General features: G+C 70.1%; 17 protein-coding genes. 6 read left to right on the forward strand and 11 right to left on the reverse strand.

Annotation, left to right across the window (positions count from 1 at the left end; all coding sequences use genetic code 11):
- Nucleotides 1-2 precede the first annotated feature (2 nt).
- The 4 genes from ABEB07_RS10115 to ABEB07_RS10130 all read right to left on the reverse strand — a co-directional run bounded on the left by ABEB07_RS10115 (nt 3) and on the right by ABEB07_RS10130 (nt 4,177).
- On the reverse strand, nt 3-1,355 hold the full coding sequence (locus ABEB07_RS10115) for a sensor histidine kinase (RefSeq protein ID WP_425588982.1): 1,353 nt from the start codon (nt 1,353-1,355) through the stop codon (nt 3-5).
- A gap of 68 nt (nt 1,356-1,423) precedes the next feature.
- Nucleotides 1,424-1,858 (reverse strand): VOC family protein, encoded by a 435-nt coding sequence (locus ABEB07_RS10120; RefSeq protein ID WP_176146941.1) that lies wholly within the window; start codon nt 1,856-1,858, stop codon nt 1,424-1,426.
- 86 nt (nt 1,859-1,944) lie between these two features.
- Nucleotides 1,945-3,396, reverse strand: a complete 1,452-nt coding sequence (locus ABEB07_RS10125; protein WP_345667957.1) for an amidase — start codon at nt 3,394-3,396, stop codon at nt 1,945-1,947.
- 109 nt (nt 3,397-3,505) lie between these two features.
- The gene (locus ABEB07_RS10130) at nt 3,506-4,177 is read right to left on the reverse strand and encodes a YceI family protein (protein ID WP_345667958.1); all 672 of its coding nucleotides are present in this window, start codon (nt 4,175-4,177) and stop codon (nt 3,506-3,508) included.
- Nucleotides 4,178-4,316: 139 nt separating this feature from the next.
- Between ABEB07_RS10130 and ABEB07_RS10135 the strand changes: the two genes are divergently transcribed.
- The gene (locus ABEB07_RS10135) at nt 4,317-4,901 is read left to right on the forward strand and encodes a GNAT family N-acetyltransferase (RefSeq protein ID WP_345667959.1); all 585 of its coding nucleotides are present in this window, start codon (nt 4,317-4,319) and stop codon (nt 4,899-4,901) included.
- A gap of 130 nt (nt 4,902-5,031) precedes the next feature.
- Nucleotides 5,032-5,619, forward strand: coding sequence for a hypothetical protein (locus tag ABEB07_RS10140; protein ID WP_345667960.1), 588 nt, complete (start codon nt 5,032-5,034; stop codon nt 5,617-5,619).
- Between the two features lie 10 nt (nt 5,620-5,629).
- On the opposite strand, the gene ABEB07_RS10145 is transcribed toward ABEB07_RS10140, so the two are convergent.
- Entirely contained in the window at nt 5,630-6,151 is a 522-nt protein-coding gene (locus ABEB07_RS10145) for a DUF1203 domain-containing protein (RefSeq protein WP_345667961.1), read from the reverse strand.
- Between the two features lie 288 nt (nt 6,152-6,439).
- Here ABEB07_RS10145 and ABEB07_RS10150 point away from each other — a divergent pair, with 288 nt between their 5' ends.
- Genes ABEB07_RS10150 through ABEB07_RS10160 form a run of 3 tightly spaced genes read left to right on the forward strand, consistent with a single transcriptional unit; the run spans nt 6,440 to nt 8,994 of the window.
- Nucleotides 6,440-7,396, forward strand: coding sequence for an ABC transporter ATP-binding protein (locus ABEB07_RS10150; protein WP_176151733.1), 957 nt, complete (start codon nt 6,440-6,442; stop codon nt 7,394-7,396).
- Nucleotides 7,393-8,187: an ABC transporter permease gene (locus ABEB07_RS10155; protein ID WP_176146947.1), complete on the forward strand. Its 795-nt coding sequence runs from the start codon at nt 7,393-7,395 to the stop codon at nt 8,185-8,187. Before ABEB07_RS10150 ends, ABEB07_RS10155 begins: the two co-directional genes overlap by 4 nt.
- A gap of 12 nt (nt 8,188-8,199) precedes the next feature.
- Nucleotides 8,200-8,994 (forward strand): MerR family transcriptional regulator, encoded by a 795-nt coding sequence (locus tag ABEB07_RS10160; protein ID WP_176146948.1) that lies wholly within the window; start codon nt 8,200-8,202, stop codon nt 8,992-8,994.
- Between the two features lie 47 nt (nt 8,995-9,041).
- Here the strand turns inward: ABEB07_RS10160 and ABEB07_RS10165 are convergent, their stop codons facing one another.
- The 4 genes from ABEB07_RS10165 to ABEB07_RS10180 form a co-directional block, all read right to left on the reverse strand.
- Nucleotides 9,042-9,395 carry a hypothetical protein gene (locus tag ABEB07_RS10165; protein ID WP_345667962.1) on the reverse strand — a complete coding sequence of 118 codons (354 nt, stop codon included), beginning with the start codon at nt 9,393-9,395 and terminating at the stop codon, nt 9,042-9,044.
- Nucleotides 9,396-9,398: 3 nt separating this feature from the next.
- On the reverse strand, nt 9,399-10,922 hold the full coding sequence (locus ABEB07_RS10170) for a hypothetical protein (RefSeq protein ID WP_345667963.1): 1,524 nt from the start codon (nt 10,920-10,922) through the stop codon (nt 9,399-9,401).
- 47 nt (nt 10,923-10,969) lie between these two features.
- Nucleotides 10,970-11,818: a site-specific integrase gene (locus ABEB07_RS10175; protein ID WP_345667964.1), complete on the reverse strand. Its 849-nt coding sequence runs from the start codon at nt 11,816-11,818 to the stop codon at nt 10,970-10,972.
- 203 nt (nt 11,819-12,021) lie between these two features.
- Nucleotides 12,022-13,287 carry an alpha/beta hydrolase gene (locus ABEB07_RS10180; RefSeq protein WP_345667965.1) on the reverse strand — a complete coding sequence of 422 codons (1,266 nt, stop codon included), beginning with the start codon at nt 13,285-13,287 and terminating at the stop codon, nt 12,022-12,024.
- Nucleotides 13,288-13,424: 137 nt separating this feature from the next.
- Between ABEB07_RS10180 and ABEB07_RS10185 the strand changes: the two genes are divergently transcribed.
- Nucleotides 13,425-14,042, forward strand: a complete 618-nt coding sequence (locus ABEB07_RS10185) for a TetR/AcrR family transcriptional regulator (protein WP_345667966.1) — start codon at nt 13,425-13,427, stop codon at nt 14,040-14,042.
- A 5-nt stretch (nt 14,043-14,047) separates the two neighbouring features.
- Here ABEB07_RS10185 and ABEB07_RS10190 read toward each other — a convergent pair whose 3' ends face one another.
- Both ABEB07_RS10190 and ABEB07_RS10195 read right to left on the reverse strand, forming a co-directional pair.
- The gene (locus ABEB07_RS10190) at nt 14,048-16,537 is read right to left on the reverse strand and encodes a tyrosine-type recombinase/integrase (RefSeq protein ID WP_345667967.1); all 2,490 of its coding nucleotides are present in this window, start codon (nt 16,535-16,537) and stop codon (nt 14,048-14,050) included.
- Nucleotides 16,534-17,775: a tyrosine-type recombinase/integrase gene (locus ABEB07_RS10195; RefSeq protein ID WP_345667968.1), complete on the reverse strand. Its 1,242-nt coding sequence runs from the start codon at nt 17,773-17,775 to the stop codon at nt 16,534-16,536. The genes ABEB07_RS10190 and ABEB07_RS10195 overlap by 4 nt, the downstream gene beginning before the upstream one ends.
- Nucleotides 17,776-17,793: the final 18 nt, after the last annotated feature.

Genomic DNA, 17,793 nt, shown 5'->3' on the forward strand with positions numbered 1-17,793 from the left:
GCTCACGGGGTGATCGTGTCCAGGGACACCAGCACGTCCTCGCGGAAGCAGAGCCGGTAGGCATCGCCGGACCGGTCGTCGAACCGGTCGGCCGTCATCGCGTAATACAGGCACGTCGTGTCGTCTCCCGTCGGCTCGGCGGTCAGCGGTCGGTGGTCCGTCTGCCGGTCCGGCAGGAAACGCTCCACCTCTGAACGATCCTGCCCCACCCGCAGGCGGGCGTAGTCGCCCGGGTCCAGGACCGTCCGCGAGACCGACAGCGTCTCCCAGACCACAAGCGCTCCACTGAGCAGGGCGCCCGTCACCAGGGGCACCATCACCGCGGCGGCCAGGGCGCGGCCGGCCCGGCGCCGGGCGCGGCGGTGTTCCCACGGCACCTCGGGGACGTCGGCGGTCGCGGGCGCGAGCGGCGGCGGGAGGGAGGGGGTGTGCGGGATGTGCGCGAGGACCGCGTAGCCGCCGTCGCGTGGGCCGTGTTCGAACGAGCCGCCGGTCAGCCGCACACGCTCGTCCAGCCCGATGAGGCCGCGCCCGCCGCCTCGGGACAGGGACCGCCGGCCGGCCGCTGACGGCGGCGGGCCGTTCTCCACCTCGACTCGCGTCCGCGTCGCCGTGTGCGTGACGTGGACGCTGGCCGTCGCGCCGGGCGCGTGTTTGACGACGTTGGTCAGCGCTTCCCGTACGACGCGGTGGGCCGCCCGCTCGACCGTCTCCGGCAGGTCGTCCGCCTCACCGTCGACGCGCAACTCCACGCTGAGACCGGCCGCGGACGCCTCGGCGGTCAGGCGCGTCAGACTGGAGTCGTCGCGGTCCGCCGGCGTCGTGCCGGTCTCCTCGCGCAGGACGCCGATCACCTCGCCGAGACGCTCCACCGCGGCCGCGGCCCGGGCGCGGATCTCCCCCGCCGCCCCACGGTGGTGTTCTTCGAGGTCCGGGGCGAGTTTGAGCGCGCCGGCCGACAGGGCGATCAGGCTGAGGTCATGGCCGAGCACGTCGTGCATGTCCTGGGCGATCCGGGCCCGTTCGCGCAGCCTGGCCTGGCTCTCGATCAGTCGCCGTTCGCGTTGCAGCTGATCGGCGCGCTCCCAGCCGGCCCGGACGAGCTGCTGGTACTGGCACCAGAACCGGCCCGCGAACCAGGGCAGCAGCACGGCGGCGACCACCACCGCCACGAACCGGCCGGCCAGGGGCAGCCAGGCGGGAACGACGGACAGCGCCACCACACCGGCCGCGAGCAGCGCGACCAGCGCGAGCGCCGTCGGCGCCGTCCGTCCCGGCCGCCGTCCCGCCAGGAACGCGGCGACGGCGGCCAGGACGGCCCACCACAGGCTCAGCACGCTCAGCGCGGCGGTCACCGCGGTGGCCGCCGTCAGAGCGGTTCCCGGATCGACCGCCCAGCGGCGTGCGGGGTGTTCCGGCTCGTTCAGTCGAGACAGAACTCGTTGCCCTCGACGTCCTGCATCACGATGCACGACTCGTTCTCCTCGTCGGCGAGCAGCACTCGCACGCGCGCCGCGCCGAGCGCCTCAAGGCGTACGGCCTCGGCCTCCAGGGTGGCCAGGCGCTCCTCCCCCACCAGTCCGGTGCCGGCCCGCACGTCGAGGTGGACCCGGTTCTTGACGGTCTTGCCCTCGGGAACGCGCTGGAAGTACAGCCGCGGGCCCGCCCCCGAGGGGTCCACGCAGGCGGACCACGCATCCCGCTGCTCGGGCGGCAGCGAGTCGTCGTAGTCGTCCCAGGTGTCGAACCCCTCCGGGGGCGGCGGTACGACGTACCCGAGTACCTCGCACCAGAAGCGGGCGACGCGCCCGGGCTCCGCGCAGTCGAAGGTGACCTGGAACTTCCTGATGGCTGCCATCGGGGCACCGTAGCAGGGCGTCCTACCTGCTCACTTCCCATTTTTTGGGGGACGCCAGTCGACGACAGCAGGGCTCCGGGACGCGCCTACCGCGGCGCCTGGAAGCCGCCGATCTCCTCCGCCAGCAGTTCGGCCAGCCGCAGCGGGGTGCGGTCCTCGAACATCGGGCCGATGAGCTGCACGCCGACCGGCAGGCCCTCGGAGGTCCGGCCCGCCGGCACGGCGGTGGCGGGCAGGCCGGGCATGGTGGCCACACCGGCCCAGACGAGCTGGTCGAAGTACGGGTACGCGACGCCGTCCACGTCGATCAGGCGCTGCTCCGGATCGGGGTGGTGGTCGTGCGGGAACGCGGGGGTGGGGGTGATCGGGCACACCACCGCGTCGAACGCGGCGAACAGCCGCCGCCAGCCGTGGCGGTGCAGTTCGCGGCGGCCGTCGGCCACCAGCCAGTCGCGGTGGCTGAACGCCGCGCCGCGCAGCCGTGCCGCACCCGGGCTGCGGTCGTCCGCCTCCAGTGCGGCGGCCATCGTCCGCAGCCCCTCGTACGCCTCGGCGGGCATGCGCCCGACGGCGCCGGAGGTCAGCAACTCCATGTAGAGCAGCCCGGCTTCGGTCAGATCGGGCAGCAGCGGACTGTGCCGCTCGACGCGGGCGCCGCCCGCGGCGAGCGCGTCGGCCACCCGGTGCACCCCCGCCCGCACGGCGGCCGAGGTGCCGATCAGCGGATGCGCGTCGAGGACCAGCACCCGGAAGTCGGCGAGCCGTTCATGGCGCGCGGGCGGCAGCGTCAACGCGTACGCCGCACCGGACGTCAGCGGGTCGGGTCCGGCCATGACGTCGAGCAGGAGCGCGAGGTCGCGGGCGGTGCGCGCCATCGGGCCGACCACGGCGAGGTCCGTCTCGGCCGGCAGGGCCGGTGCGCGCGGCGGGACCATGCCCCGGCTCGCCGCCAGGCCCCACGTCGGTTTGTGCGCGTAGACGCCGCAGAAGTGCGCGGGGGTGCGCAGCGAGCCGGCGAGGTCGGAGCCGATGGACAGCGCGCCGAACCCGGACGCCAGCGCCGCCGCCGATCCGCCGGAGGAGCCCCCCGCCGTACGGCCGTGGTCCCACGGGTTGTTGGTGGTGCCGTAGATCTCGTTGAAGGTCTGTATGTCCCGGAGCACGAGGGGCACGTTCGTCTTGCCGAGCACCACCGCGCCCGCGGCCTTGAGCCGCGAGACCTGCACCGCGTCCTCGGCCGGCACGTGGTCCCGGTGCTGCGGCATGCCCCAGGTGGTGGGCAGTCCGGCGACGTCGTAGGACTCCTTGACCGTGACCGGGATGCCGAGCAGCGGCCGGTCCTCGCCGCGGGCGCGCGCCCGGTCGGCGTCGCGCGCGGCGGCCCGCGCGCGGTCGAAGTCGGGTACGCAGATCGCGTTGACCGCCTTGTCGTCGCGCTCGATACGGGCGATCGCCGCGTCGGTCAGTTCCGCCGAGGTGACGTCACCGGCGCGCAGGGCGGCCGTGAGTTCTTCGACCGTCGCAAAGTTCCAGTCCATGCGTCGGACCGTAACGGCCTCCTGGAGGAGCCATAAAACATCGTTTCGCACAACCGCCGGATGCCGCCATGAGCCGCCGTCAGGTCCCGTGTCCGCGTGGGAGCCGGTCTCACTCGGGGGTGCGGATGGCGGCGATGTCGAACTGGAGCCGGACCTTCTCGCTGACCATGGCTCCGCCCTGGGCGAGTCTGGCGTTGTAGGTCAGGCCCCAGTCGGAGCGGTTGATCGTCGTGGTGCCGTCGAAGCCGGCCCGCTCGTAGCCGAACGGGTCGGTGACGTGGCCGATGTAGGTCAGCTCCAGGACGACGGGACGGGTGACGTCCTTGATGGTGAGGTCGCCGCTCATCCGGTACACGTCCTGGCCGGCGAGGCGTACGGAGGTGCTGGTGAACGTCATCCGGGGATGGCGCGCCGCGTCGAGGAAGTCCCGGCCGACCAGGTGTGCGTCGCGCTGCTCCACGCCGGTGTCGACACTCGCGGTGGAGAGCACGATCTCGGCGTGTGAGCGCGCCGGATCGCGGCCGTCGAAGTACAGGCGGCTCTCGTACGCCGTGAAGGCGCCGCGCACCGTCGTCACCATGGCGTGCCGTACGGAGAAGCCGATCCTGCTGTGCGCGGGGTCGATCATCCAGTCCCCGGTCAGCGCCGCCTGCGCGGCGTCGGGAACGACGGCGGTGGCGGCGGACGCCGACCCGGCCGGACGCACCGCGCCCTCGGGTGCGGCCGGGGCGGCGGAGGCCGTCGCGGGTCGGAGTGCGGAGCTGCGACCGAAAAGGTTCATGAGGCACGTAGGTATGCCAGGGCGGCCGCCGCCACAAGGCCCGGTCGGCGAACCCGTCGTTTCCCCGGCAGACCTTCACAGGTGGGCGGCATTGTGGGGGCGGGGCGGAGACGGAGGTGACGGGGCGTAGGTTCGGGGCATGACGACCGCTGACGACAGGGACTACGTGGTCCGCCCCGCCCGACCCGAGGACGCCGAGGCGATGAAGGCGCTCGACGGCTCCTTCACCACCCGCACCGTCTACCGCGTGACCGTCACCGAGGAGGGCTTCGGCCTCCGGGAGACGCCGGTGGACCCGCCCCTGCGCAAGGTCTTCCCGGAGCGGGACGCCGACGACGGCTCCCCCGACGGTGCGGATCCGGACGGACGCACGTACGTCGCCGTCGGCCCCGGCGGCCGTCTGGTGGGCTTCGCCGCCGTCTCCTACGCCGCGTGGAACCGGCGGCTGGTCGTCGAGGACATCGAGGTCGCGCCCGCGCATCGGGGCCGGGGCATCGGACGCCGCCTGATGGACCGCGCCGTCGGCTTCGCCCGTCAGCGCGGCGCCGCTCACGTCTGGCTGGAGGTCACGAACGTCAACGCCCCGGCGATCCGCGCGTACCGCCGCATGGGCTTCGCCTTCTGCGGACTGGACACGGCGCTCTACGACGGCACGCTCTCGGCGGGCGAGCACGCGCTGTACATGAGCAAGCCGTGCCGCCCGGAACCGCCGGCGGCCGGCTGACAGGGGGAACCTCGCGGACCCACGGCCCGTGACCCGCGGCCCGCGCCGCGAGGCGGTGCGCGGGCGGCCGGATCACTCGAACGGCCGAGACGCCCGGGCGTACGCGCCGGTCCGGGGGGAAGCTGGGACCGTGAGCATCAGTGGCAGGCACCCGGTAAGCGCCGAGCAGATCCGCGCGGCGCTGGCCGCTCTGACGGCCGAACCGACGGCGGATGGGGACGGGAGTCCCGGCGGTCCGCGGGAGGAGGAGCGGCTGCGGCTGCTCGGCGGCCTGCTCGCCAGGACGGAACTGCTGATCACGGCCGCGACCCGGCTGACCGAGGAGGGCGAGGTCGAGGACGTCCTCCAGACGCTGCACGGCTGGGGGCAGGAGCTGGGGGCGGACCCCGGCGTCGCGGTCAACGTCCTGACGAACAGGTTGCAGCGCACCGCGCTCCAGGTCTCCGAGCCCCGGGCGGAGGAACTGCCACCGGGCCGGGAGGCCGCCTTCGCCGCCGTGATGACGGCGGTCTACGCGCTCGGCGCCCAGCTGCACGCCGACCGCGACGACGCGGCGGGCACCCGGCAGGCGCTGAGCGGGGCCGAGGAGGCCCTCATCGACACCCTCCAGGGCATGCACGACCTGCGCGTCGCCATCGGCGACGCGGCCGGTGCGGAGGATGACGAACGCGATGAGGACGAGGACGCCGGGACGGACGGGCACGGGAGCGGGGACTGACCGGCCGCCCTCACGGCCGCCGTACCTCGAACTGGAAGCAGCCGTACTCCAGGGCCCGCACGTGCACCAGCGCCACGTCCGGCGCGGCGAACGCCTCGTCGAAGGCCCGCTCGAACCCGGCGTCGGCGTCCTCGGGGATCTGGAAGCAGGCGCCCCCGACGATGCGCCCGTGCGCGTCGTAGCGGCGGATGGTGCGCAGCGCCCCCGGCCGCGCGAAGGGGTAGGCCCCGGCGGCGGCCGACGGCCCGGCGCAGTCGGCGGCGTGGACGAACACCGGCCCCGTCTCGTCGTACGCCCCGGGCCGGGCCCCGGTCGCCGCCGCCCAGCGGCGCAGCGGCGCGTAGGAGACGAGGGCGATCCGTTCGCCGGGCTCGACGGCGCGCAGGCAGCAGCGCAGCGGGCTGCCCGCGCTGTCGAGGACGTCGTCGTCCCCGCCCGCGGTGAACGGCTGCGGGGGCCGCCCCGCGTCGTCGGCGTCACGCAGTTCCCGCAGCACGGCGGAGGGGATGGCAAGGGGTGTGTATCCGGTCATGGCTCCAGCGTCGTCGGCCGGTCCGGCGGACGCTGGCGGATTTTGGACCTGGAACTCGGGCGGGGGCGGGGGCTCGCGCGGGGCGGGGAGTTGGCGCGAGGCCCCGGCGTCCGCCGTGCCGCCGTGCCGCCGTGCCGCCGTGGGCCATGTCGGCGGCGGCCATGTCGGCGGGGGCCGCGTCAGCGGCGGTCGCGTCACTTTTCCGGACTAAGAGATCGATCACCGGGTGGAGGCCATGTAGCGCAACAGTTGACCCTGACGCAGGGGCAACCTCTCAGCATGGGCGGCATGACGACGAGAACCAGTGCGATCGAGGTCGCCGGGCTGCGTAAGTCGTACGGCGACAACGAGGTGGTCGCCGGAGTCGACCTGACCGTCCCAGTAGGCACCGTCTACGCCCTGCTCGGACCCAACGGGGCCGGCAAGACCACCACAGTCCGGATCCTGTCCACGTTGCTCCCTGCGGACGCCGGTGAGGCTTGGGTCGCCGGGTACGACATACGGCGCGAGGCAGACCAGGTGCGCGCGTCGATCGGAGTGACCGGGCAGTTCTCCGCCGTGGACGAGTTACTGACCGGGCGGGAGAATCTGCGGTTGATGGCCGACCTCGGTCACCTCGACCGGCGCCATGCGGAGAGCGTGGTAGGGCAACTGCTGGAGCGGTTCCACCTGGCTGATGCCGCCGACCGGCGTGCGGTGACGTACTCCGGCGGTATGAAGCGGCGGCTGGACCTGGCCATGACCCTGGTGGCCGGGCCTCGGCTGATCTTTCTCGACGAGCCGACCACCGGCCTTGACCCGCGCAGCCGCCGGGACCTGTGGGGGATCGTGCGGGGACTGGTGGCCGACGGGGTGACCGTCTTTCTCACCACCCAGTACCTGGAGGAGGCCGACCAGCTTGCCGACCGGATCGGTGTGCTCGACGGAGGCCAACTGGTCGCCGAGGGCACCGCGGCCGAGCTGAAGCGACTGGTCCCCGGCGGTCATGTCGAGCTTCAGGCCGCCGACAGTGAACGGCTGGCCGAGTTGGCACGCCAGTTCCCCGGGGCGAACACAAACGCCACTGCGCTCACCCTGAACCTGACGCACGACGGCAGCCTCACCACGCTGCGACGGCTGTTGGCCGGGATCGACGACGACGCGGTCACCGGGCTCGCCGTGCACACCGCGGACCTGGACGACGTGTTCCTGGCTCTGACTGACCACTCCACCGCCGACGAGTCTCCCGAGGATGTGCCGGCATGAATAGCCCGACGTATGCCGTCCGCGATTCGGCGACCATGCTGCGCCGCAACCTGAAGCACATGGCCCGGTACCCGTCGCAGACGCTGATGCTGATCGGCGTGCCGCTGGTGTTCCTGCTGCTGTTCGTCTACGTCTTCGGAGGCACCATGGGCGCCGGTCTGCCCGGAGCCCCGGCGGGGGACCGCGGCGACTACCTGACGTTCATCACTCCGGGGATCTTGGTGATGGCGGTGGCGAGCGTGTCCATCAGCACCGCGGTCTCGGTCGCCACCGACATGACAGGCGGAATCATTGACCGGTTCCGAACCATGGCCATCGCCAAGGTCTCGGTGCTCACCGGCCATGTGCTGGGCGCGATGGTCCAGACTGCGCTGGCCCTCGCCACGGTCTTCGGGGTGGCGTTCCTGCTGGGTTTGGAGACCGCCGCCTCGGCGATGCAGTGGTTGGGCCTCGTCGGACTGCTCGCGCTGCTGTCGTTCGCGATGACCTGGTTCACCGTGGCGTTGGGGCTGGTCAGCCCGAACCCGGAGGCCGCGAGTAACTGGCCGATGATCTTCATACTGCTGCCGTTCGTGGGCAGCGGGTTTGTACCGGTGGAGTCGATGCCGACCGGGCTGCGGTGGTTCGCCGAGTACCAGCCGTTCACGCCGATCATGAACGCTTTCCGCGGTCTGCTGGCCGGATCGCCCGATGGTTCGGACATGCTCTGGGCCATCGGCTGGTGTGTGGTGATCGGGCTGGTCGGCTACCTCTGGTCGCGGCGTCTCTACCGGACCCGGGCTGCGAACTAGGAGACTGGTCCGATGCTGACTATCGGCGAGCTGGCGTCGTATGCCGGAGTGACGGTGCGCGCGGTGCGGCACTATCACGCCAAGGGACTGCTGCCGGAACCGGAGCGGGACCACTCCGGCTATCGGAGGTACGGCGCCGACGCCGTGGTCGAGTTGGTCAAGATCCGGACCCTCGCCGAGGCCGGGGTCCCTCTGGCACGCGTCCGGGAACTGCTCCAGGCAAACGAGGAGGAGTTCGCCGCGGCAGTCGCAGATATCGACAAGCGGCTGCGTGCGGAGATCCGGGAACGGCAGCGACACCGCGAGCGGATCGCCCGCCTCGCCTCCGGAGACAGCCTGGCACTGCCCCAGGAAGTGGTCGACTACCTTGACCGGCTGCGGGTGCTCGGAGTCGACGAACGGATCGTCCAAGTCGAGCGCGACGGCTGGATCCCGCTGGCCGCGCGCTCACCCGAGCGCGTCCCGGAGTGGATGGCACGCAAGCGGGAGCAGATAGCCAACCCACAGATCATCGATTTCTATCTCACCCTGGGCAAAGCTCTCGACGGCACCGACGACGACCCACGGCTCGTCGAACTGGCCGACAAGCTGGCCGCCTACATCACACAGATGGCCAACGAGCAGGGCGAGTTCTACGTCGACGACACCGGCATCGAGCCACCGTTCGCCGAACTGCTGGATACACATGTGTTTGACACCCTGCCGCCGGCCCGTCGGCTGATCGAGCTGCTGACGAAGCGAGGCTGGACCGGCTGGACCAAGCTTGAGCGCGTGAACCCAACCCAGGGTGCGGCCGGAACACGGTAGGAAGACGCTGCGGTGCGGCGTTTTTACCGGGTGGGCCCTGCTGGTGTTCACCGCCCCAGCTGGCATCTGCGACGTCCCAACGCCACGTGCACCTGAGGTTCAGTGTGCTGAACCTCAGGGCCCGTACCGTCGTATACGTCGGGGCGCCCGCAGGTGCCGAGGGAGACCTTGCGGAGCTCGTAGTGCTGCTGGAAGTCCTGCCACTCCGCCGCAGTCGGCTCGCGATATTCCTCTTGGGGGCGCTCGGCCCGGCGCCGGTCGAGGAAGCCGCGGTAGGTGCGTACCAGGTCGTCCTGGAAGACGGCGAGGCATGCCTGGGTGGTGGTCAGTGTTTTGTGACCGAGGATGCGGGCTGCGATGTGAACGGGCAGTCCGCCGGTGACGGCCTCGGTCGCGAACATCCTTCAGAAGTCGTGCGGTGTGTAGCGCAGTGGCTCGCCGGCCTGGTCGCGTAGTCCAGTAGCCTCCAGGGTGCGGTCCAGGGCGCGCTTGATGCCGGCCTCGCTCATGACCTGCGGCTGCCAGTAGGGGCGGCGCTGGAACAGGTGGGGCAGCTGGGGGCCCGTGACGCGCTCGTGTGAGTCGTAGCGGGAGATCAGCGGGATTTTCCCGCCATTGACGTCGCGCAGGCGCTTGATGATCGTGGCCAGGACGCTGGCCAGTTCAGGGCTGACCAGCAGTAGCTGTTCCTCGTTGCTCTTGGAGGGAACGATCTGGAGGAGCGGGACGACCTCGCTGGTGTCGGGCAGTTTGTAGGAGACCAGCGCGAGGTGGATGAGCTCGGTCGGTTCTTCGGCGCGAACTCCGGTGTGCCGTAGCGTCTCGATGATCGCCCAGGCCCAGAAGGCGTCATCCTCCACGAGGCTCTGGCTGATCCTTCGTTCGGTGCTGTCGACCTCCTTGATGTAGACATGCGGCGAGCCATGGTCGAGGCGGCTGGGCACCTGGTTCACCTTGGGAAGGACCCGCAGGTATCGCGTCTCGCCGTGCTCGAAGGTCTCGTTGAACGGGGTGGCGCGGGCGGCCTCCAGGAGAGCGACGGCCTCTCGGTGCACTCGCTCGGCTGTCTGCAGCAGCACGGGAAGATGGGGCAGCCGCTCGCGGACTCGCTGGTGCATCCGGGATGTGGTCTTGATGATCTTGTGGTTCCCGGCGCCGTCGCCCCGGGTGATCGGGCTTGGCACTGCCCACTGGACCCAGAACGGGTCCTCGTGGGCCCACTCCTGGATGTCGAGGTAGAAGCCGCGCACCCGCATCATGACGTCGATGCGTGAGCGGCGCTCTTTGACCTCTCCGCTCTTGTTGACGTAGGTGACCAGGCGTTGTTTCCAGCCGTCGACGACCTCGTCGGGCAGACGGAGGGTGTCGATGCCGGGGTGGCGTGCCTCGATGTCCGCCCAGAACACGCCGGCCAGTTCGCGTACCAGTCCTCGGAAGGTGCCGTAGTCGATCCCGGGGCGGCGTTCTTCGAGGTAACGGACGAGCAGGTTGCGGACCTGCGTGGACTGGATGTTGTAGGCGTCGACCAGCTCGGCGGTGGGCCGCTGCCCGTGCCGCAGTGCGTCCTTGAGGGTGTCCTTCGAGTCGATGACGCCGGCGCCCCCCAGCAAGTCCCAGGCGCTGTGGGTACCCACGTATGCCTCACCGGTCTCCCGTCGTCCGACGGCCCGCAGGTAGAAGACGTCCTCGGCGGTGAGCTGAGCGAGCTCCCGGCCCGTGTGCAGGATGATCGAGGAAATGACGCGCAGGCCCTCGTCGATGTGGCGGTGCGTCATGCCGATCTCGGCGCCGAAGTCGCGCATTCGGTCCAGCTGCCCGGCGGGGAACATCTGCTGGACGTCCTTGCAGAGCCGCATCGCCTTGTAGCCGCGCAGGAAGACGTAGCGCGGGAGAACCACCCGGCTGATGAGCAGGCTGTTGAGGCCCATCATGAGCTCGTTGCGCCTGGACTCCGCGCAGCGCGGATCGTCCTCGTTCAGGGCCAGGACCTCGTCTCAGGTGAGGTGGTCGTGTGGGCCGACGCGTTCCTTGTCCGCTGTGAGGTCGTGCTCAATGAACAACGGCTTCGCCGGCGCGGGGCCGGTTCCGGCCCGGCGGACGGAGTTGGCTCGGCGGCTTCCCCGAGGAGCTCGGAGGCCCGAGCGGCGTTGCTGATGCCGAGCGCGAGGATCGCCCGGTCCCGGTTGGACCGCAGGGCCGCGAACATCTCGTTCCATCGCTCGTCCGGCATCTGCCGTGGGCGCCGGCGCGGGACCTGGGGGTCGTAGCGCAGTCGGTCCTCGCCGCCGTAGGGATCCAGCGGGTTGTGATGGGCGTGCGGGCGGCGCCGCGCGCTCCGGGCCAGCGGCACCGGGTTGACCAGCGGGCCGCTGCCCGACTCGATCCAGAATTCGTAGAAGCTGCGGAGTACGGCGTTGCTGTGCCGGATCGTCCGCGGCTTGTAGAGGTCGTCCAGGTATGGCTTCTTCGTGATCGTGTTGGTCGTCCCCGCGGTCGCCGCCGAGTGCGTCCGCGGGGAGGACCGAGGCTTCGTCGTGACCCGCAGCCACAGCACGAAGTCGCGTACCTCGGCGGACGTGGCCCGGTCCCACTCAACCTGGACCACGCGAAGCCATCGCCACCAGCGCAGGAGATCGAAGGCGTAGCTGCGGACGCTGCCCGGCCGGTTGTCCCGAGCGACGAAGTCGATCAGGAACCTGCGAATCGGCTCCACCACTCCTCCCTCCTCGTCGAAGACCAGCCAGGGCACCGCCCCGGCTCCCACGGCTACCCGCCCCCATCGCGGCAGGCGAATCAACTGGATGTCATGAGATGCTGCGTCCAACTTCGTCGCGCTCCTTCGTCGTTCGGATGCGCGACGTCTACCGACTAGGCCACGCGGGGGATGCGCTCACGTCCGGCGTGTCGTGCGGTAGTCCGGTCAACACCTCTTTTCCGGACTAAGAGATCGCCCTTGGCTGCACCTGCCGCAGGGCCGGGGCAGCTTCGAGGTTTCGCCCGCCGTTGCCGGTCACGGCTGAACCGTATTCATTTGTGGTCGCGCAGGAAGGCAGGGATCTCGTCGCGGGTCGGGTAGTTCGGCAGGGGTGCTCGCTTGCCCTGAAGGAACGCGGTGATGACGGCGACGGCCCGGTTGTTGTTGTCGTCGAGGCCGTTCCACATGTGGTGTCCGACTCCGGGCATGTACTGCGTGCGCTGGATGGCGGGGTCATTGGCAAGGACGGTGGTCTCCCATTGACGGACCTGGGAGGAGCACTCGGCGATCATCAGCATCGCGGGGGTTCGGGAGCGCCTCAGTTGCGGTGCGATGGAGGGCGAGTCCTTGACCGTCTGCTGGATGCGGAGGCTGGCGGCGGGGCTGAAGGAGAAGTTCTGTGCGGTGTCCTCGGCGGGGATGCGGTGCGCGTCGCGCGCGCAGTATGCGGATGCGGTGTCGCTGCCGAGATCTGCGGCGGTGAAGGCGTTGACGCCTTCGGCCTGTCCGATCAGTCCGGTGTCGGGGCTGAGGAGTCCGAGCCGCATGAGGCCGAAGGCCACGGCGTACCGGGGAACGTGCGTCGATCGCGGCCCGGTCAGAGCCGGCGCGAGGTCGCGCGCGGATTTTCGGCCCTTGTGCCCGGCGATGTGTGCGGTGGGGCCGTCCATGGGGCCGGGCTCGGCGATGATCGCCTGGTGAAAGCGGGCGGCGGCGCTCGGGTCGGCCAGAGCTCGGGTGAGCACGGCCCCGCCTGAGGAGAATCCCAGGATGTCGACCTTGCCCTTGTCCAGGCGGTCGATGAAGGCGGCGAGGTCGCGGACCGACCTGGAGATCGTGTACTGGTCCATGGGGAGCAGGTCGCTTCGTCCGCCGCCTGCCTGTTCGTAGGCGTAGACGTCGTAGCCCTGGCGTGCCAGGAGTTGCAGGAACCGGTGGTCGAGCACCGAGATGCCACGGACCGGTCCGCCGTTGAGGTACACGAGCGGGATGGGGTGCCGGGTGCCGGGGTTCGCGGGCGGGTAGTGGTACACCGCTACCCGGCTGCCTGTGGCCAGGCTCCAGTGCTGCGTGGCTGCGAAGGGCAGGGCGTGCGGGTACCGCCGGGCCGTCGGCACAGTCGGGATGCAGACCGTCGCTGTCAACGCCGCCGCGACGACCACCGGCAGGAACGGCACGAGCCGCGCCGGCCAGGTGCGGTGCCGGCCCCGCCACAGCGCGAGGACAGCTCCGACTCCAAGGGTCGTCAACCATGCGGCGAGCCCCGAGCCTGCCCCATCTGTGAGGGCGATCAGTGCGAGAAAGACGACGACCAGCATCGTGACGGCGGCCAGGGCCAGCAGTAAGCGTCCAGTGAAGCGGACGAGGCGTATGGCGGGCATGGGCACGGCGGACCTCCGACAGTTTCAGAACGCTGTTTCAAAACGACGTTATCAGAGGGAGTAGGCTGCTGGCCGTGGGTAGGCCGAGAACAAACGACGAGGCCGTCAAAGAGCGGCTTGTGGAGTGCGCGACCGAGATGCTCGCCACCCGTCCGCGGGAGTCGCTCACGGTCCGCGCCGTGGCCGCTGCCGCCGAGGCGTCGACGACGGCGGTGTACTCCCTGTTCGGCGGTAAGGACGGGCTGATCGGTGCGGTGCGCGACAGAGCCGTCGCCGGCCTGTTCCAGGACGTGTCAGCGGTGCAGACCTCCGCGGACCCTCTCGCCGACCTCTACGCGCTGGCCGTCGCCTACCGTCGCTGGGGGCGGGGACACAGCCACCTGTACACGGTGCTGTTCGGTGGTGTGCAGTCCTTCGACCCGTCGGGGGAGGCCGGTGCCAGTGACCCGATCCGTCCGCTCCTCGCGGCGATCGATCGCGCCTTGGCGGCGGCCGTTTTCGCCGGCGACGCAACGGCGATCGCCCTGTCAATCTGGGCCGCCCTGCACGGGCTGGTGACTCTTGAACTGGCCGGGGCCCTGGACGCCACCGCAGCCGAGGCCGCATTCCGCTCGTCGATTTACGCCACGCTGCGCGGATGGACGACCCCGGAGGTGTTCCGCAGTCTTCGCCAAGCCGAACTCGCTCGGTGACCGGATCAGGGCCGGTATCCGGGCTCTCCCGATCCTGGTTGAAGCAGTGGTGCGGGGTCGGTGAAGACCGGCATGCCAAGGTCGACCAGCTGCGGCCGGCCATCGGTCGGAGCCCGTTTGAGGTTGTTGAGTTTGGCCATCGCGGCGTCAAAGCTGACTTGAAGTCCTTCGACCTCGCCGAGCCAGCCGTTGGCGCGGGCCTCGCGGATGCGCTCGCGGAGGTTCTGGATGATCTCCAGGAGGCGGGGTCGCTGGCGAGGATCCATCTGGAGGACCGGGAAACGGATGCAGGCATGCTCGTGCTTGCAGGGGGTTCCGTAGAGTCGCCCGCAGGTACCCAGCGACACCTTGCGGAGCTCGAAGTGCTGCTGAAAGTCGTGCCACTCCTGCTCGGTGGGCTCGCGGTACTCGTCCTGCGGCCGATCCGCTCGGCGCCGGTCGAGGAAGCCGCGGTAGGTCCGCACCAGGTCGTCCTGGAAGACCGCAAGGTATGCCTGAGTGGTGGTCAGCGTCTTGTGTCCCAGGATGCGGGCGGCGATGTGAACGGGTAGCCCGCCGGTGACGGCCTCGGTGGCGAACATCCGGCGGAAGTCGTGCGGCGTGTAGGTCAGCGGCTGCCCTGCCTGGTCGCGCAGGCCGGTGGCTTCCAGCGTTCGGTCGAGCCTGTGCTTGACCGCGGCCTCGCTCATAACCTGCGGCTGCCGGTAGGGCCGCCGCTGGAAGAGATGAGGCAGCAGCGGGCCGGTAACGCGCTCGTGGGAGTCGTAGCGGGCGACAAGCGGGATCTTGCCGCCGTTGGCGTCGCGAAGGCGCTTGATGACTGTGGCCAGGACGCTGGCGAGTTCGGGGCTGACCAGCAGGAGCCGCTCCTCGTTGCTCTTGGACGGAACGATCTGAAGCAGCGGAACGACTTCTCCGGTCTCGGGCAGCCGGTAGGAGACCAGTGCCAGGTGCGTCAGTTCCGTCAGTTCCTCGGCTCGAACTCCGGTGTGGCGCAAAGTCTCGATGACTGCCCAGGACCAGAAGGCGTCGTCCTCCACGAGGCTCTGGTTGATCCGGCGGCCGGTGGCGCCGACCGCCCGGATGTAGACGTGCGGCGATCCGTGGTCCAGCCGGCTGGGAACCTGGTTCACCTTCAGCAGCTCCCGCACATAGCTCGTCCCGTCGTGCTCGAAGACCCCGTTGAGCGGGGTGGCGCAAGCCGCCTCCAGCAGGGCGACGGCCTCACGGTGGACTCGCTCGGCCGTCTGGACCAGCAGCGGAAGATGAGGGAGCCGCTCGCGCACCCGCTGGTGCATGCGTGCGGTGGTCTCCTTGTAAATCTTGTGGTTTCCGGCTCCATCGCCCCGGGTGATGGGACTGGGGACGGCCCACTGTGCCCAGAACGGGTCCTCGTGCGCCCATTCCTGGATGTCGAGGTAGAAGCCTCGCACGCGCATCATCACGGCGATACGGCCCCGTCGCTCTTTTACCTCCCCGCTCTTGCTGTGGACGTAGGTCACGAGCCGTTGCTTCCAGCCGTCGACGACGTCGTCGGGGAGCCGGAGGATGTCGATGCCGGGGTGGTGGGCCTCGATGTCCGCCCAGAAGACACCGACGAGCTCCCGTACCAGTCCGCGGAAACTGCCGTAGTCGACACCGGGACGGCGTTCGTCGAGATACCGCACCAGCACGTTCCGGATCGCTGTCGACTGGATGTTGTAGGCATCGACCAGTTCGGCCGTCGGCCGCTGGCCGAATCGAAGAGCGTCCTCGAGGGTTTCCTTGGACTGGATGACGCCGACGCCTCGCAGCAGTTCCCAGGCCGTGTGGGTCCCGATGAACGCCTCCCCTCGCAGCCGGCGGCCCAGGGCCCGGACGTGGAAGATGTCCTCAGCGGTCAATTCATGCAGGTCACGGCCCGTGTGCAGAACCATCGCGGAGATCAGGCGCAAGCCTTCATCGACGTGCCGGGGCGTCATACCCAGCCCGGTGCCGTGATCGCGCATGGTGTCCAGATCCCCGTCGGGAAACGTCTGCTGGACGTCTTTGAACAGCCGCAACGCCTTGTAGCCGCGCAGGAAGGCGTATCCCGGCAGGACGATCCGACCCATCATCAGGCAGTTGAGACCCGCCACCAGGCCGTTGCGCTGGGACTCACTCTGGTCGTCGCCCAGCACGGCGGCGAGTACGATTTCCTTGCCGCTGTCGGCGCCGGCCGCCCGCCAGCGTTCCTGCCACCCGTCGCCGGGATGGTCCGCGAGCCAGTCCAGGAGCCTGGCCGCGTTCAGCAGCCGCATGTGCCCCCGGTCCCGGTCCGATTTGGAATCGCGGGACGGCCAGGACAGAGAGGCCGGCAGCAGCGCAAGCACCTCGGCGCGGGTCAGGTGATCGTGGGGCCCGACACGTCTTTCATCGGCTTTCAGCTCGTGGTCGACGAACAACGGCCGCGGCGGAACGGGTCCGGTTCCCGCCAGCCGGACGGAGTTGGCCCGCCGCGATCCTTGCCGGGTCATGCGAGCTCACCGCCGAACAGCACGTCCAGGGCGCTCGCCTCGTAGCCGATGGCCGGCGAGGGCGGCGGGAGCGCGGCACGTTCCTTGACGTCGGCGAGGTACTCCTGGACGCGAGCGATCACCTGCTCTTCGTCCTCGACCAGGTAAATGTCGGCGGTGGTGCTGAGGTGTGCGTGTCCGAGGATGGTCTGCACGTCACGCGGTGAAAGCCGCTTGTCGCGGGCCATGCGCAGAGCGGCGGTGTGTCGCAGGTCGTGCATGGACCAGTTCGTCTCCAGCAGGGCGTTGGCGCGGCGGAACACCGCCCGCAGGGCCTCGTAGTTCATCGGCTGATGGATCAGTCCCGCGCCGTGATCACGTCGGCGCAGGGTCCACCACAGCGGAGCCTGCGGATCCAGCGGCGTGCCCTCGCTCTGATAGAGCCGCACCCAGATGAACGCCTCCGCGCTCGCGGGCAGCCACTGCTCGGCCTGGGCGCCCTTACGCACCACACGCACGAGCTGATCGCCCCAGTCCACGTCGACCCCCTTCATGCCCAGGAGTTCCGAGGCGCGGGCGCCGTTGCTGATGGCGAGCGCGACGATCGCCCGGTCTCGGTTGGAGCGCAGCGCGGCGAACAACTCGTTCCACCGCTCGTCCGACATCTGCCGGGGCCGACGGCGTGGGACTTTCGGGTTGTACCGAAGCCGGCCCTCGCCTCGATACGGATCGAGCGGGTTGTGATGGGCGTGGGGACGGCGACGCTCAGAGCGCGCCAGCGGCACCGGGTTGATCAGCGGGCCGTCGCCGGTCTCGATCCAGAAGGTGTAGAAGCTGCGGATCACCGCGTTGCTGTGCCGGATGGTGCGGGGCTTGTAGCGGTCGTCCAGGTAGGGCTTCTTGGTGATTGGGTTGATGGTGCCCGCCGTCGCGCTGGATACCGTCCGCGCAGCGTTGGGCACCTTGACCGTCGCCCCCAGCCACAACGCGAAGTCCCGACCTTCGGCAGGAGTGGCCTGGTTCCACGGAACATCCACCACCCGGAGCCACCGCCACCACCGCAGCAGATCGAATGCGTAGCTGCGGACGCTGCCAGGCCGGTTGTACCGGGCGACGAAATCGATCAGATACCGACGTACCGGCTCGACAGCCCGCCCCTCCTCATCGAAGACCAGCCACGGCACCACGCCCGGGTTCGCGGACACATGCCCCCACCGTGGCAGGCGAATCAATCGGACATCGCGCGAGAACTCGTCCAACTTTGCTGCGCTCCTTGC

Source organism: Streptomyces similanensis (assembly GCF_039543625.1).
GTDB classification, from domain to species: domain Bacteria; phylum Actinomycetota; class Actinomycetes; order Streptomycetales; family Streptomycetaceae; genus Streptomyces; species Streptomyces similanensis.